This window comes from Bacillus sp. JZ34 (assembly GCF_053903205.1).
Map to the genome: position 1 here is coordinate 1,036,977 of NZ_CP096403.1, position 15,618 is coordinate 1,052,594.

Consider the following 15,618-nt stretch of genomic DNA (forward strand, 5'->3'; position numbering starts at 1 on the left):
TGTGAGTACTGCGTTCATATAAAATTCAAAAAAAATAATCAGCCTGATTTTCTTTGACACAAAAAATGGCACATGATAAATTCAAAGTGTTCAAAACGTTAAATTTTTATTTAACAAACTTTGCGTAATGAGGAGGCTGCTTTTATGAGTCAAACACTTTTCATTGACGGAAAGTGGGTGGGCGCCAAAAAAGGCGAAACCCGCCAAATTATCAACCCTTACAATCAAGAGCATATTGAAACCGTCAGTGAAGGAGACAGAGAAGACGCTGTTCGGGCGATTGCCGCAGCGCGCCGCGCCTTTGACGACGGCGAGTGGGCGAATACGCCGGGTCTTGAACGAGGCAACATCGTATTAAAGATCGCCGAACTGATCAGACGCGACCACGAAGAGCTGGCAGAGCTTGAATCGCTTGACACCGGCAAGACGCTTGAAGAAAGCAGAGCCGATATGGATGATATTGCAAACGTATTTCAATATTATGCAGGGCTTGCGGATAAAGATGGCGGAGAAGTCATTTCTTCACCGATTCCCGATTCTAAAAGCGAAATTGTCAGGGAGCCGGTCGGTGTCTGCGGGCAGATCACACCATGGAACTATCCGCTTCTGCAGGCTAGCTGGAAAATCGCTCCGGCTTTGGCAGCGGGCAACACGATCGTTGTCAAACCAAGTGAAATCACACCGCTGACAACCATTAAGATCTTCAAGCTGATGGAAGAAGCCGGTGTGCCTAAAGGGGTTGCCAACCTTGTTCTCGGCCCCGGAGCCACTGTCGGCGATGAACTTGCCAGAAATACAGACGTCGACTTAATTTCCTTCACCGGCGGAATTGAAACCGGAAAGAAAATCATGCAGGCTGCAAGTACGAATGTGAAAAAAATTGCGCTTGAGCTTGGCGGAAAAAATCCGAATATTGTGTTTAAAGACGCAGATTTTGACGTAGCGGTTGACCAGGCGCTGAATGCGGTATTCTTCCACGCAGGACAGGTTTGCTCCGCGGGTGCTCGTCTTCTCGTTGAAGAATCCATTCATGACGAGTTTGTCGCAGAGCTTGTCAAGCGTGCGAAAAAAATCAAACTTGGCAACGGATTCCACGAGGAGACACAGAGCGGTCCGCTCATTTCAGCTGAGCACCGCAGCAAAATTGAAAAATATGTAGAAATTGGCCTGCAAGAAGGCGCCAAGCTGGAAACAGGCGGAAAGCGTCCGGAGGACCCTGAACTTGCAAATGGATTCTTCTATCTGCCGACAATCTTCTCGGGCTGTACATCAGATATGAGAATCGTTCAGGAAGAAGTATTCGGTCCTGTATTAACAGTTGAAACATTCAAAACAGAAGAAGAAGTTGTCTCACTTGCAAACGATACGATTTACGGCCTTGCCGGCGCCGTTTGGTCAAAAGACATCGAAAAAGCGGAACGCGTCGCTGCCAAACTGCGCATGGGAACCGTCTGGATCAATGACTTCCACCCTTATTTCGCACAAGCGCCTTGGGGAGGTTACAAGCAATCAGGCATCGGCCGCGAACTTGGCCGCATGGGCCTTGAAGAATACACAGAAGTGAAGCACGTCTACCGCAATACGAAACCGGCGGCTGTCAATTGGTTTAAAGCATAAGAAGGAGGAGATTATTCATGACTTTAAATATGAAAGTAGAAGCGATGAACAAATTCCACACGTTTGAAATCCCGACCGTCATTAAGCACGGAATCGGAGCCGTTAAACATGTGGGTGAAGAAGTGAAAAAACTTGGCGTTTCAAAAGCACTGCTTGTCACAGACCCCGGCATCTACAAAGCAGGTGTAACAAACCCGGTCGTTGAATCCCTTCAGGAAGCAGGCGTTGAAGTTGTCGTCTTTAATAAAGTCGAGCCGAATCCGCCTGTCCGTCTTGTCGCTGAAGGTTCCAAACTGTATGCTGAAGAAAATTGCGACGGCCTTGTAGCAGTCGGCGGCGGAAGCTCAATGGATACGGCGAAAGCGATCGGAGTCGAAGCCACTCATGAAGGCTCGGTTCTTGACTATGAAGCGGCAGAAGGAAAGAAGCCTCTTGAAAACCGGATTCCTCCGCTTACAACGATCCCGACGACTGCCGGAACCGGCTCAGAAGTTACACAATGGGCGGTTATCACAGATGAAGAGCGTGAATTTAAATTCAATACGGGCGGCCCGCTGATTGCTGCTCACTTGACAGTTATCGATCCTGAATTGCATGTATCAATGCCTCCGCACGTCACAGCGATGACCGGCGTTGACGCTTTGGCTCACGCCATCGAGTGCTATACGATGAAATTTGCTCAGCCGATAACTGACGCGGTGGCCCTTCTTGCCATCGAATACGGCGCACATTACATCCGCAGAGCGTTTGCCGATGGGGAAGATCTTGAAGCGAGATACGGCATGGCGCAGGCGGCTATGCTTGCAGGCCTTTCTTACGGAAGCGAATCTGCAGGCGCTGCTCACGCGATGAGCCAGACGCTCGGAGGAATCATTCCTGTCGCGCACGGCCAATGTGTGGCGGCGATGATGGGTCCTGTAATGGAATACAACTGGAAAGGCTACCCTGAAAAATTTGCCCGCATTGCAAAAGCGTTCGGCATTGACACAAGCGGCATGTCTACAGTGGAAGCGGCTAAAGCTGCAGTGAACTGGATGTATCAGCTTGTGGAAGACTTGGAGATTCCTAGTCTTGAAGAGCAAGGCGTATCACCTGACATGATCGACCGCCTTTCAAAAGAAGCGATGAAAGATCCGCAAACGGTCGGAAACCCGAGAGACCTGAACGAAAAAGCGTACAATTGGATTTACAAACGCTGCTTTAATCTAACCCCGAAAACTGTATAAAGAAATGCATGAATCCCGCTGTGTGAACGCACAGCGGGCTTTCTCAATTTGAGAAAAAAAGGGATGCATTGTAAAATAAATCACATCTTGAAAAAAGGGGATGGGTTGAATGTGGAAAAAGCACACGGCTGTTGCAGAGAACGTATACATAGCGGACACACCGTCATTTGTGACAGAGAAACAAGAAAAGATTGTGATTGATTATGGGGGAATACCGGGTGATCTGCATTTTGGACTGACGAAAAAAGCGGGAGCAAGGGAGCCGATGTATAAAAGAGGGACGGAGATTTTCAACAGGAGGCAGATTTCAATTGTCTCGGTCGAAGAGTGTCTTGAGATTGCCGGACGGCTGAACGTTCCTGCGGTCCTTCCGGAATGGCTCGGGGCTAATATCGCATTAAGCGGACTGCCTGATTTAACTTCATTAAGAGAAGGAAGCAGAATCGTTTTTCCAAGCGGCGCCTCTCTGTTGAGCGAGGGTGAGAACGAGCCGTGCATTCAGCCCGGAGAAGTCATTCAGGAGCAGTTTCCCGACAAACCGAAGCTTGCTTCGCGCTTTGTGCGCCATGCGATCGGAAGAAGGGGAATCGTCTGCGTCGTCGAACGCCCCGGCTTGATCCATCAAGGCGACCAGGCAGAAGTGTGGGCGTATTCGCCTGCTGCCACGAAAGACGCCAGGTCGTTTGCCTGAGCGGATGAAAAGCCCCGGGCCTCTAAAGCCGGGGCTTTCCGTGTATTATAATAGTTTCTGTTTGATTTCCTTGATCTGTTTAATATGTCTTCTTTCATGATGGCCGATGAAGTCGAGCCACTGTCTGACCGTAAGCTCTTCGAAAACCGGATGCGGCAGCACCCTTTGAAAATCTTCATCATGAAAGGCGGCGATGACTGAAGTTAATTGTGTTCTGACATTGTCGAGCTCAGCTTTGAGGGTTAAAGCATCCGCCGTTTTTCTTTCAGGCTCTGCATATGGGGGCGCCTTTCGTTTGGAGCTTCTGTCTTCCGACTGATGCACCGGTTTATCTTCGATTGTTTTGACCGGTGCATGCTTGATTTGTTCCTTTAGGATTTGAAGTGCCATCAGGTCGATTTTTTTCAGGTGGTCGATCACTTCTTGAATGCTCCATTCGTCCTCCGAGGGCCTTTTATTCAGCGTTTCGTCTGACAGGCCTTGAATCTCGCTCCAAAGTTCTTTTCTCGCTTCATTAAAAATGCTCATCATATCCCCTCCTGTTTTTACTGTACCATATCGCAGGCTGGTAAAATAACCAAAAAACACTCGATTTTCGCATCGCCATCGGATATGCTTAAGAAAAATGAATAGAAGGAAGGATTTATTTGAGAACAACATTGTACCCGTATATCGCATTAGTGGTCGGGGTGCTGGCTGTGTCTTCCTCCGCCATCTTTGTCAGACTGTCAACGGCTGACGCTGGAATCATCGCTTTTTATCGTCTCTTTTTTTCCGCTTTGCTGATCTTTCCTTTTTTCTGGGGAAAAAGAAAAGAAGTCTTGAGTTTTTCGAAAAAGGACTGGCTGTTTTCAGCGGCAGCGGGGTTCTTTTTGGCATTTCATTTTATTTTATGGTTTCGTTCGCTTGAATACACCTCAGTGGCGAGCTCGGTTGTTCTTGTGACGCTGCAGCCGATTTTTTCTTTTATCGGTACATACTTTTTATTTAAAGAAAGAGTGTCGTTCGCTGGAATCATCAGTGCGCTTCTCGCGATCGGCGGAAGCGCGTACATCAGCTGGGGGGATTTCAAAGTAAGCGGCCAGGCGCTCTACGGCGACATTCTTGCACTATTGGCATGCGCGCTTGTGACGGCATATTTGCTGTTTGGCCAGCATGTCAGAAAACGCCACAGTTTGACCGTTTACACGTTTATTGTGTATGGAATCAGCGCCATCACTTTATGCCTGTACTGTCTGTTTTCGGGCGCCGCCTTTTTTTCTTATCCTGCGTCAGATTGGGGGTATTTCTTTCTGCTTGCCGTCATTCCGACTTTGCTCGGGCACTCGCTGTTTAACTGGGTGCTGAAATGGCTGAGCACAAATATGATTTCTGTGGCGATTTTATTTGAACCTGTCGGAGCGGTTGCGCTGGCGTATTGGATTTTAGACGAATCCGTCATGATGACGCAGGTGATCGGCGGAGCGGTCATTTTTTCAGGTATTATCTTGTTCATGGCCTCGCAAAGCATGAGGAAAAACACCGTCCCGTCCGTGAAAGGGAAAACACATAAGGCGCTTTAAAGTTTGCACCTTATCCGGTCAAAATATCTTCGCTTGAATAGCGGATGTTTTCCTGTTCAGGTCTGGCCAGGGAAAACGCCAATGTGAGCGGTCCGAGTTTTCCGAGAAACATAATGAAAATAATCAGTATCTTTCCGACAGGGGTCAGGTCAGCCGTAATCCCCATTGACAGGCCGACCGTGCCGAAGGCTGATACGACTTCAAACAAAATCGCCAAAAACGGCTTAGGTTCTGTCATATTTAAAATAAAGACAGCCGCTAAAATCAACAGCACACTGATAGTCGAAATAGCGAGCGAACGAATGATCAATTGGTCTTTCAGCGTTTTTTTTGCTATCGAAATATGTTTTTTGCCTTTTAAAAAAGTGATAACCGACAGGAGAATGACAAGAAACGTCGTCAGCTTGATTCCTCCGCCGGTGGATGCGCTCCCCGCTCCGACAAACATAAGAAGGAGCAAAAGTGTGATCGTGCTTTCGTGCAGGCTTCCGATATCTGTCGTGTTAAACCCGGCTGTTCGCGGGGTCACGGCCTGAAAATAGGCGCCCCAAAGTTTTTCAGCTGGCGGAAGCATGCCGAGCGTTTTTTGATTTTGATACTCAAGCAGAAAAATAAAGATCATGGCTGACAAATTGATGATAAACGTACCGTATATCATCAATTTCGAATGAAGGCTTAACTTTTTCAAGCTCCGCTTATGCCATAGATCAGACAATACGGTAAACCCTATCCCGCCGATGATAAACAAAAAACTGATCACCAAGTTGACGAGCGGATCGCTTTTATACCGTATTAAACTGTCCGGCCAAATGGAAAATCCCGCATTGTTAAAGGCGGAAACCGCGTGGAACAGGCTGTAGTAGACGCCGCGTGCGAAACCGTATTCAGGTACCCATTTGACAGCCAGTATCAGCATGGCCAGCATTTCAATTGCGAAGGAGTAAATAAACAAACTCTTGATGAGCTTAATGATCCCGCCTAAAGAAGTTTGATTGAGAGACTGTTGAATCAACAGCCGTTCTTTCAGGCCGATTTTTTTCCCGAGCATGATAAAAATGAGCACTGCAAATGACATGATGCCGAGTCCCCCGATCTGGATGAGAACGAGGATCATGAGCTGACCGAACAACGTATAATCCGTGCCTGTATCAACGACGGCTAGGCCGGTAACAGTCATCGCCGATGTCGATGTAAAAAGCGTATCAATCCAGCCTATGGGTTTAGACGTCGCTGCCGGGGTCTTCAATAAAAGAGTTCCTAATATGATGAAAAATAAAAACACCAGCACGAGCAGTTGGGACGGGCTTAATTGAATCTGTTTAAACTTCACGGTTAATCGCCCTTTTTTTCAAAGGTCTCAATATCTTTGTTTTGCCCGATCACAATCAAAATATCGTTTTCGTATATCAAGTCATCAGCGCTCGGTGCGATGATGAAATGCCCGTCTCTTTTTATGCCGACGATGTTGCAGCCGAAGTTGGCGCGTACATCGATATCCCCCAGGCTTCTTTTGTCCAGCTTTTTTGTTGCCACAATTTCGACGATGCTGTAATTTGGCGACAGCTCAACAAAATCGATCATCTTTTCCGAGGTGATATGGCTGGCTATCCGCTTGGCCATATCTTTTTCGGGATGAATGATACGATGGACGCCGATTTTATGGAGAACCTTTTGGTGATAGTCATTTTGCGCTTTCGTCCATACTTTGGGAACGCCCATTTCAATCAGCAAAAGCGAAGTCAGAATGCTTGCTTCAATGTCATCGCCGAATGATACAAAGGCGTGATCGATGTTGCGTATCCCGATTTGTTTCAATGTATTTTCATCAACGGCATTGGCGCAAATGGTGTAGGTTGCATAAGCAGAATATTCGTTTACTTTTTCTTCGGATTTGTCGATGCCTAAAACTTCTGCCCCTTTTGCGTGGAAGGCTTTGACAAGACTGCCGCCGAACTGACCGAGCCCGAAAACGGCATAAGATTTCTGCATCCGTGTTCACCCTTTTATCTGTTTTTCTTATAGTGTTTACTTTTTTAAAAGAAAAACACACAGGGATGTACAAGAATCCGGAAGTGTGCGAATCCGGAGAGCCGCCTTGAGGCGGCTTCGGTTTCAGCTGAGCGAGCCTCCGGTTTCGCGAATGTCTTTTTCGTGAAGGGCAGAGACGACGGCGGCTATCCTCAGCCCTTCGACGATCGTTTCAAGGCTGAGGCTCGGCTCGTGCTTATCGACTGTTTGTTCGGGGAGATACGGAATGTGGATGAACCCTCCGCGGATGTTTGCCGAGGTGCGGTCTATACGGTGCATTAACTGGTAAAAAAGATGGTTGCATACGAATGTTCCAGCTGAATTAGAGACGGAGGCCGGGATTCCGTTTTTTCTCAACTCTTTCACAACGAGTTTGATCGGAAGCGCGGACCAGTAAGCTGCAGGCCCGTCTGCCGCGATCGGTTCATCGATCGGTTCCCGTTTTTCATTATCCGGAATGCGGGCGTCATCGATGTTGATTGCGATGCGTTCCGGAGTAATGTGAGCCCGGCCGCCTGCTTGTCCTACACAAATGACGATATCGGGATGGTGCTTTTCGATCGCTTTTTCCAAAACGGCCGCTGAATGATGGAAGACGGTCGGGATCTGCTCCGCCACGATAGAGACGCCTTCGACTTTTTCTCCGTTCAGCCGTTTTACAGCTTCCCAAGACGGATTGACCGTTTCTCCCCCGAAGGGGTCAAAACCTGTCAGCAGTACTTTCTTTCCCATATCGATCCCTCCTGAATATGAATATAAAGTGCAAAATACCCATTCAGAAGATGTCTGAATGGGTATTTTTTTAAATATTTTATGCTCCTGATCCCCGGGATGCCAGAAGTACCTGATCTCCTTGAGAAGCCGCTTCCGGTGCATGGTTTACGAATGAAAAGCCGATAACTGCGCCTAATACAACTGCTGTTAATAATACTTTTTTCATTTTATTCTCCTCCTCTTCCAGCGAGCTTGCTCGCCTTGTCTGTTTTAATGTAAAAGTATATGGCTTCTTCATATAACTTTTCTCGCCTGTAGTAATTCGCTACATCCATCAATAATTCCTCCAAATCTACCCAGGCTTTTTCATTTTCTAACTGGTGAACATAGTCCTTGATTATTTCCAGTTTATTCTGTGTATCAGAATATAATGTATATAAAATTTTGAATTTCAATTCGAAAATTTCGCTGTTCATTTCGCGGGATTTTTTAAAGCCTACTTCGATCCATTTAAATGCTTGTTTGTGTGCGTTGGTTTTGAAAAGAGACCTTGTGTTTTCATAAACGCAAAGAAGGTAAGCATACTTGGCTTTCGTTTCAAAATCTTTGATTGCAAAAGCTTTATTGTAATACTTTAGCGCTTCCTCCTGCTTGTCTTCCTTACTCTTCAAAAAGCCCATATTATAGTAGGTACACGGTAAAAGGTATTGGTCGCCGATTTTTTCGGTTTTTTCGATCGCTTCTTTTAATAATACTTCACTTTCGGAGAACTTAAATTGGTCAATATAATTGAGCCCGATCAGCATTTTGCAGTTGATGACCCGCTTGGCATACCCGTCATACCCTTGAAAGATGCCGGAGGCAATGTTGATGTGATGAATCGACAGCCATGTCGCTTTTAAGTTGTAATACAAAACACCGATTTTATAATGAAATTCAGCTTTTTCAATTTCATTTTGAATGACGCTCAGTCTTTTTTCCGCTATTCTGAAAAAATTGAGCGCTTCTGTATGGTTTTGCTTGTAGTCCTCATAAATCCCTTTAAACAGGTAAAAATAATAATTCAGCTTGTCGTCCGTACTTTTTGGATCTTTGTCTTGAAAACTGATGGCCTCCAATTTTTCGGTGGAAGATTGGGAGATATCTTCAAGAAGGAGCCTTAAGCGAAAATCGAGCATTTGATAATAGAGTAGAACGTCATGATCTTCTTCCATTTTTTCAATTGCTTTATCTATGTCATCTTTCATTTCGATTGAGCCTGAAATGTCTCTTTTTTTCATCAGTATGTACCAGTCGTTGAGCATATTGGCGACTTCTTGTGAAGCCACGGCTTTGGCCATTCTCTTCCCTCCAATCTTTGTGAATTTTTTGTAAATTGAAGTTCTATTAATCATAGCATAAACTGCTGCCGTCTGTGAATAACGCTGAAATGCAAGTTCGCCGGTGAAAAGTTCATTTCTGAAATTAAATCGTCATTTTCCAAAAAAAGTGCGCGAAAAAAGCGAAAACCGCGCCAAGCGGAATACAGGAGATCATTGCGGTTCCGTTGACCAGCCCGTCAGCTCCGCTTATTTTCAGGGCTTCCCGGTAGCCTATTAAAAAGTGGATGATCGATAGGACGTAACATAAGAGCATCATATAGTAAGGGTTCATTTGCATACCTCCTCTATTCGCTTTACTATATTACATTCAATAGAGGGGAAGATTATGCCTGTTTAAACAGGAAAAAGAACAAAATATTATAGACGAAAAGATTTTCAATTACAATACATGTTTTTAAAAATATTTCCACTATAATCAAAATGAAAGATAAATTTAGGGGGTCATAAGAAATGAAAAAAAGGCTGATGTCACTATTGGTCTGCATCCTGGTTTTAGTGCCGGCAGCTGGTGCTTTTGCCGCGCCGAAACAGGCCGAGCTTCAAGAGTATCTTGAAGAAATAGGAATGACAGAAAAAGAATTGGAAGCTTATTTACAGGATACATATGATGAAAGTTTAAAAGATTTTGAGTCGGTGGAAGAGTTGAAAGATTTTTTAGGGGAAAGACTGACTAATCAACTTTTGGCATCCTATTTAAAAGAATACGGATTGAGCGAAAAAGAAGCGGCTGACCTTTTTGTTGAAAATGGCTATATGGAAAGCGGCCAAAACATTCTCGACGTGTTTATGTTTGAATACGAATTGGATGATGCGCTTTTCACTGTGACATATGAAGAAGACGATTTTCAGATCGGGAACCTGTTTCAAGAATTGGGTGTGGATGATCAGGAGTGGGAAAGGCTCGTGAATCATCTCCGAAAGGTGCGCGATAAAAATCCAAACCTTGAAAATGATTTGATGGCTCTTGGAGAACGTCTTGAAGCGGTAGCCGATTTCGAGTCTGTATCAGAGCTGTCAGCTCAGGATATCGCTGAAATGCTATCCATTTTAAACGATCTTCAGAAGACGCTTGAAGTGAAAACAAAATACTATCTTGTTAAAGACGGAAAGAAAAAAGAAGTGTCTTTGACAACGCTTGTCAGCGCGGAAGATCTGAAGGGAGCAAGCCTTCTGGTGGAAGTATACGATCTGCAAGGCAACTTCATTTTGGATGTATTGCTGACGCCTGACATGATCGGATCTGATTTAATTCATGATACAGGGTCAAAAGTGAAGCAAACCCAAACGGCTGTCAAACATGATTCAAAGCCATCTCATGTGAAAAAGACGGTTAAAGGTGCAAAGCTTCCAAAGACAGCCGGGCATTACGCGGAATGGTCGATCTTAGGCGCCGTTCTGATGTTTGGCGGATTCTTCATGATCAGAAGGCTTCGCAAAGCGGCTTAACATGTCACTTCCCATTCTAATTATGTAGAGAATGGGAAGTTTTTATAAGGAGTGAAAGGAAATTAAGGCACATCGAAAAAAAATCATCTGGCTCGCAGCTATTGTGATGGTTGTGTGCGGCGCTTATTTTACAACAACGAATGTGTTCAAGTTAATGCACGGCTACGCTCTTTTTTCATTTCAGCAGATGAAAGAAGAAGAAAAGCCTGAAAAACCTCCGATTCAGACGGCGAAAAAAGAAAAAACGGTGATTGATCAAACATTTAAAACCGGGGAGAAAATCGGTGATCTTGTCATTCCGAAAATCAATGCAAGGATTCCTATATATCACGGGACAGATGAAGACGAGCTGCAAAAAGGCGTGGGCCATTTCGCTGGTTCCGTTCTGCCTGGAGAAGATGACAACTCGGTTTTATCAGGCCACCGGGATACGGTTTTCCGAAAACTCGGCCGAGTGGGGAAGGGCGATCAGTTAATTGTTGAAGCTTCCTACGGAACTTTTACATACAAAGTGAAAAAGGTGCGGATCGTGGATGCGGATGACCGGACGGTGATTGTACCAAAGCCGAGAGCAACATTGACGGTTTCCACCTGCTATCCTTTTGACTTTATCGGTTCAGCACCGGAGCGGTATATATTGGTCGCAGATTTGATTAAATCATAAAAAAACAGCGGAATCTCAGGCGAGTCCGCTGTTTTTTTATGCTATCTCATGTCTGATCTGTTTTCCAGGAGTTTTGGCGCGGTTAGCAGCAGTAAACAAAGGACAATTGTGCAGACAATGAAAGACGGAAGCATATATGTTCCATTATATACCAAGGAATAAATCCATACCGGAGTGCCTTCAGGCGCATAGTTTCCAAAAAAGACAGCGCCGCTGATGACATGAGCGAGAAATTTCAGTCCGCTTCCGAGAAAGACGGCCAGCGTAACATAGAAAATGATCTTTCCTTTTTGTTTCTCGATTGAAGCGTTTCTGATCGATCCGGCAAAAAAGCCGCCGATACCCGCGGCCGTAGGCGCGATAAAATAATCAAGAAGAAGCTGCAGAGGATGATAAACGTAAAATCCTCCAGTGACAAACTGAAGCAATCCGGCTAAAAACCCGGTTGCCAGCCCTGCCTTCAGCCCCCATCTAAAGGAAATCAGGAAGATCGGAATCATCATGACTGCGATTGAACCGCCTTGAGGCATTTTTAAAAACATTCCGGACACCATATCAAGTATAAGTGCTATTCCTGTCATAAACGCAATTTCAATCAGCTGTACAAGTTGTTTAGATTGATTCATCATAACCCTCACTTTTGATGAACAAAGGGATACTGGACTTCTTTCCCAATAAAAAAAGCAATGCGGGGAAGGAGTAGGAAAGTTTTCCACGCACTGCTTTGGATGCAATTAGAAATGACTTTGCCACATCCCTACGCCAGCGTTAACTAACAGGTTCAAAGGGTCAGAACGGTCGTTCACTCTCAGCCTCGAGGCTCCCCTTGTGGTCATCAAGTTATTTAGTTATATTCTACTATACTAAAAAAAGAAACGGACGACAAGCTGATTTTTCGAAAAATTTTGCTTAATTTCTCCAATATGTAGCAATGCAAACATCTTTTCCTTTATAATAGAACGTATTCGTACGTACAAGATCAGTAAAGGGTTGATCTGATGAGTGAACCTACAAAATACAGCATGGTGAAAAATAAAATTAAATCGTGGATATATGAAGGCAAAGTGAAGCCGGGGGAAAAAATTCATTCGGAAAACGAATTGATGAAAATATTTGATGTAAGCAGGCACACGATCCGGCAAGCGATTGGCGACCTTGTTCATGAAGGGCTTTTATACAGAGAGCAGGGCTCAGGGACGTATTGCTCTCACCGTCTTCAGCTTTCTGAAAAAGGAAGGGAAAGAAATAAGATGATCGGGGTTATTACGACTTACCTTTCGGATTACATTTTTCCTTCTATTATAAGAGGAATCGAATCGTCACTGTCCAGCGAAGGATACACCCTTGTCGTCGCGAGCACCAATAATGACATTGAAAAAGAAAAACAATGCCTTGTGAATATGCTCGATAAAAAAATTGCTGGGTTGATCGTGGAGCCGACGAAAACAGGAAGCTTTAACCCGAATTTAAGTTACTATCTGACGCTTGAACAACATCATATTCCGTATTTGATGATCAACCAATTTTATCAGGAGCTAAATCCACCCCATTTCATTTTGGATGATGAACACGGCGGCTTTATCGCCACTGAGCATTTGATTAAACTCGGCCATGAAAAAGTGTTCGGTTTCTTTAAACAGGACGATATGCAGGGCGCCAACCGGATGAAAGGATTTATCCGTGCTTTCAGAGAAAACGGCTTGTCGTTTTACCCTGAAATGGTCGTGACGTACACAACAGAGAACAAAAAACAAAAAACGATAGCTGAAGCCAGGAAGCGGCTTTCTTCATCAGACCGTCCGACTGCCATATTCTGCTATAATGACGAGATAGCGCTTTTGGTGTTGGATGTCGTGAGGGAATTCGGTTTGAAAGTGCCGGAAGACATTTCGATTGTCGGATATGACAACTCACATTTGAGCGAGGCATCTGAAGTGAAGCTGACGTCAGTCACTCATCCGAAAATGCAGATGGGGATTGAGGCGGCAAAATGGATGATTGCCAAAGTTGAGGGACGCAACACGAATCAGCTTGAACATTCCACCGTCTACAAACCTGAACTGGTTGTCAGACATTCGACCGCCAAGCTGAAAAGGTAGGCTGCACAATCTTTATCCGCCAACCAGCGTGAATGAAAATGAGAAGAATATATATTCTGTTACAAAGCTCCGGAATGAGGAGCTTTTTATTCAAGTAAAAGCTGATAACGGAGAGTTTAATGTTATCCTCGAAGCTTTGGACCATGTGCAGCTTTAGCAAATCAATTTTTAAAGACCGCTGTATACTTTTATATAGAAGAAAGCAGTAAGAAGAAATAAATGCTGTCAACTGCCGGAGGTCGAGATGATCAGGAATCATCTGAGTCCAAATCATTTGATTATTATTTTTTTAAAAAAGCTATTGTGCAAAACGAAAATAGATGTTATATTAGTATCCGCCCCTAAAAAGGAGGCTTTATAAAAACAACTTCGAAAATCTTTTGAAAAAAGTTGTTGACATTCACGATGATAGAATGTTATATTAGTAAAGTCGCTTCTTCGAGAGGCGGAAATGATCTTTGAAAACTAAACAAGACAAACGTACCTGTTAATTCATTAAATAAATCGTACATGCGAATGTGCGTAGTCATTATCAAACTTCATGGAGAGTTTGATCCTGGCTCAGGACGAACGCTGGCGGCGTGCCTAATACATGCAAGTCGAGCGGACAGATGGGAGCTTGCTCCCTGATGTTAGCGGCGGACGGGTGAGTAACACGTGGGTAACCTGCCTGTAAGACTGGGATAACTCCGGGAAACCGGGGCTAATACCGGATGCTTAATTGAACCGCATGGTTCAATTATAAAAGGTGGCTTTTAGCTACCACTTACAGATGGACCCGCGGCGCATTAGCTAGTTGGTGAGGTAACGGCTCACCAAGGCAACGATGCGTAGCCGACCTGAGAGGGTGATCGGCCACACTGGGACTGAGACACGGCCCAGACTCCTACGGGAGGCAGCAGTAGGGAATCTTCCGCAATGGACGAAAGTCTGACGGAGCAACGCCGCGTGAGTGATGAAGGTTTTCGGATCGTAAAACTCTGTTGTTAGGGAAGAACAAGTACCGTTCGAATAGGGCGGTACCTTGACGGTACCTAACCAGAAAGCCACGGCTAACTACGTGCCAGCAGCCGCGGTAATACGTAGGTGGCAAGCGTTGTCCGGAATTATTGGGCGTAAAGCGCGCGCAGGCGGTTTCTTAAGTCTGATGTGAAAGCCCCCGGCTCAACCGGGGAGGGTCATTGGAAACTGGGGAACTTGAGTGCAGAAGAGGAGAGTGGAATTCCACGTGTAGCGGTGAAATGCGTAGAGATGTGGAGGAACACCAGTGGCGAAGGCGACTCTCTGGTCTGTAACTGACGCTGAGGCGCGAAAGCGTGGGGAGCGAACAGGATTAGATACCCTGGTAGTCCACGCCGTAAACGATGAGTGCTAAGTGTTAGAGGGTTTCCGCCCTTTAGTGCTGCAGCAAACGCATTAAGCACTCCGCCTGGGGAGTACGGTCGCAAGACTGAAACTCAAAGGAATTGACGGGGGCCCGCACAAGCGGTGGAGCATGTGGTTTAATTCGAAGCAACGCGAAGAACCTTACCAGGTCTTGACATCCTCTGACAACCCTAGAGATAGGGCTTCCCCTTCGGGGGCAGAGTGACAGGTGGTGCATGGTTGTCGTCAGCTCGTGTCGTGAGATGTTGGGTTAAGTCCCGCAACGAGCGCAACCCTTGATCTTAGTTGCCAGCATTCAGTTGGGCACTCTAAGGTGACTGCCGGTGACAAACCGGAGGAAGGTGGGGATGACGTCAAATCATCATGCCCCTTATGACCTGGGCTACACACGTGCTACAATGGGCAGAACAAAGGGCAGCGAAGCCGCGAGGCTAAGCCAATCCCACAAATCTGTTCTCAGTTCGGATCGCAGTCTGCAACTCGACTGCGTGAAGCTGGAATCGCTAGTAATCGCGGATCAGCATGCCGCGGTGAATACGTTCCCGGGCCTTGTACACACCGCCCGTCACACCACGAGAGTTTGTAACACCCGAAGTCGGTGAGGTAACCTTTTGGAGCCAGCCGCCGAAGGTGGGACAGATGATTGGGGTGAAGTCGTAACAAGGTAGCCGTATCGGAAGGTGCGGCTGGATCACCTCCTTTCTAAGGATATTATACGGAATATAAGACCTTGCGGTCTTATAGACAGGTGCGTTTAGATCTTGTTTAGTTTTGAAGGATCATTCCTTCAGACATAGGAGACA

General features: G+C 45.6%; 15 protein-coding genes, 1 rRNA gene and 1 riboswitch. Of the genes, 8 read left to right on the top strand and 8 right to left on the bottom strand.

The annotated features are described in order from the left end of the window. Positions 1-144 precede the first annotated feature (144 nt). The 3 genes from betB (at position 145) to M1D90_RS05170 (ending at position 3,534) form a co-directional block, all read left to right on the top strand. Positions 145-1,617 carry a betaine-aldehyde dehydrogenase gene (gene betB / locus M1D90_RS05160; protein ID WP_023856011.1) on the top strand — a complete coding sequence of 491 codons (1,473 nt, stop codon included), beginning with the start codon at positions 145-147 and terminating at the stop codon, positions 1,615-1,617. 17 nt (positions 1,618-1,634) lie between these two features. Next, on the top strand, positions 1,635-2,843 hold the full coding sequence (locus M1D90_RS05165) for an iron-containing alcohol dehydrogenase (RefSeq protein ID WP_020452714.1): 1,209 nt from the start codon (positions 1,635-1,637) through the stop codon (positions 2,841-2,843). Positions 2,844-2,952: 109 nt separating this feature from the next. Next, positions 2,953-3,534, top strand: coding sequence for an MOSC domain-containing protein (locus M1D90_RS05170; RefSeq protein WP_020452713.1), 582 nt, complete (start codon positions 2,953-2,955; stop codon positions 3,532-3,534). Positions 3,535-3,579: 45 nt separating this feature from the next. On the opposite strand, the gene M1D90_RS05175 is transcribed toward M1D90_RS05170, so the two are convergent. Further along, the gene (locus tag M1D90_RS05175; protein ID WP_033155020.1) at positions 3,580-4,065 is read right to left on the bottom strand and encodes a DinB family protein; all 486 of its coding nucleotides are present in this window, start codon (positions 4,063-4,065) and stop codon (positions 3,580-3,582) included. Between the two features lie 116 nt (positions 4,066-4,181). Here M1D90_RS05175 and M1D90_RS05180 point away from each other — a divergent pair, with 116 nt between their 5' ends. Beyond that, positions 4,182-5,096: a DMT family transporter gene (locus M1D90_RS05180; RefSeq protein ID WP_020452711.1), complete on the top strand. Its 915-nt coding sequence runs from the start codon at positions 4,182-4,184 to the stop codon at positions 5,094-5,096. Positions 5,097-5,106: 10 nt separating this feature from the next. Here M1D90_RS05180 and M1D90_RS05185 read toward each other — a convergent pair whose 3' ends face one another. The 6 genes from M1D90_RS05185 to M1D90_RS05210 form a co-directional block, all read right to left on the bottom strand. Then, the gene (locus tag M1D90_RS05185; protein WP_023856008.1) at positions 5,107-6,426 is read right to left on the bottom strand and encodes a TrkH family potassium uptake protein; all 1,320 of its coding nucleotides are present in this window, start codon (positions 6,424-6,426) and stop codon (positions 5,107-5,109) included. Positions 6,427-6,428: 2 nt separating this feature from the next. Beyond that, on the bottom strand, positions 6,429-7,085 hold the full coding sequence (locus M1D90_RS05190; RefSeq protein WP_020452710.1) for a potassium channel family protein: 657 nt from the start codon (positions 7,083-7,085) through the stop codon (positions 6,429-6,431). A gap of 123 nt (positions 7,086-7,208) precedes the next feature. After that, positions 7,209-7,856, bottom strand: coding sequence for a pyroglutamyl-peptidase I (gene pcp / locus M1D90_RS05195; protein ID WP_023856007.1), 648 nt, complete (start codon positions 7,854-7,856; stop codon positions 7,209-7,211). Positions 7,857-7,935: 79 nt separating this feature from the next. Next, positions 7,936-8,064 carry a hypothetical protein gene (locus tag M1D90_RS05200; protein WP_269426586.1) on the bottom strand — a complete coding sequence of 43 codons (129 nt, stop codon included), beginning with the start codon at positions 8,062-8,064 and terminating at the stop codon, positions 7,936-7,938. A 1-nt stretch (position 8,065) separates the two neighbouring features. Then, positions 8,066-9,178 (bottom strand): response regulator aspartate phosphatase, encoded by a 1,113-nt coding sequence (locus M1D90_RS05205; protein ID WP_065643909.1) that lies wholly within the window; start codon positions 9,176-9,178, stop codon positions 8,066-8,068. A gap of 124 nt (positions 9,179-9,302) precedes the next feature. Then, a complete protein-coding gene (locus tag M1D90_RS05210; protein ID WP_003184678.1) occupies positions 9,303-9,491 on the bottom strand; it encodes a hypothetical protein in 189 nt (62 codons plus the stop codon). A 179-nt stretch (positions 9,492-9,670) separates the two neighbouring features. Here M1D90_RS05210 and M1D90_RS05215 point away from each other — a divergent pair, with 179 nt between their 5' ends. Both M1D90_RS05215 and M1D90_RS05220 read left to right on the top strand, forming a co-directional pair. Then, a complete protein-coding gene (locus M1D90_RS05215; protein ID WP_020452707.1) occupies positions 9,671-10,666 on the top strand; it encodes a processed acidic surface protein in 996 nt (331 codons plus the stop codon). A gap of 106 nt (positions 10,667-10,772) precedes the next feature. Then, a complete protein-coding gene (locus tag M1D90_RS05220) occupies positions 10,773-11,330 on the top strand; it encodes a class D sortase (protein ID WP_023856005.1) in 558 nt (185 codons plus the stop codon). Positions 11,331-11,371: 41 nt separating this feature from the next. Here M1D90_RS05220 and thiT read toward each other — a convergent pair whose 3' ends face one another. Further along, positions 11,372-11,956, bottom strand: a complete 585-nt coding sequence (thiT, locus tag M1D90_RS05225) for an energy-coupled thiamine transporter ThiT (protein WP_101561540.1) — start codon at positions 11,954-11,956, stop codon at positions 11,372-11,374. A 111-nt stretch (positions 11,957-12,067) separates the two neighbouring features. Continuing rightward, a riboswitch (TPP riboswitch) is annotated at positions 12,068-12,167 on the bottom strand. A 161-nt stretch (positions 12,168-12,328) separates the two neighbouring features. Here thiT and M1D90_RS05230 point away from each other — a divergent pair. Both M1D90_RS05230 and M1D90_RS05235 read left to right on the top strand, forming a co-directional pair. Further along, on the top strand, positions 12,329-13,429 hold the full coding sequence (locus M1D90_RS05230; RefSeq protein ID WP_023856004.1) for a GntR family transcriptional regulator: 1,101 nt from the start codon (positions 12,329-12,331) through the stop codon (positions 13,427-13,429). Positions 13,430-13,967: 538 nt separating this feature from the next. Continuing rightward, a 16S ribosomal RNA gene (locus M1D90_RS05235) occupies positions 13,968-15,517 on the top strand. Positions 15,518-15,618 lie beyond the last annotated feature (101 nt).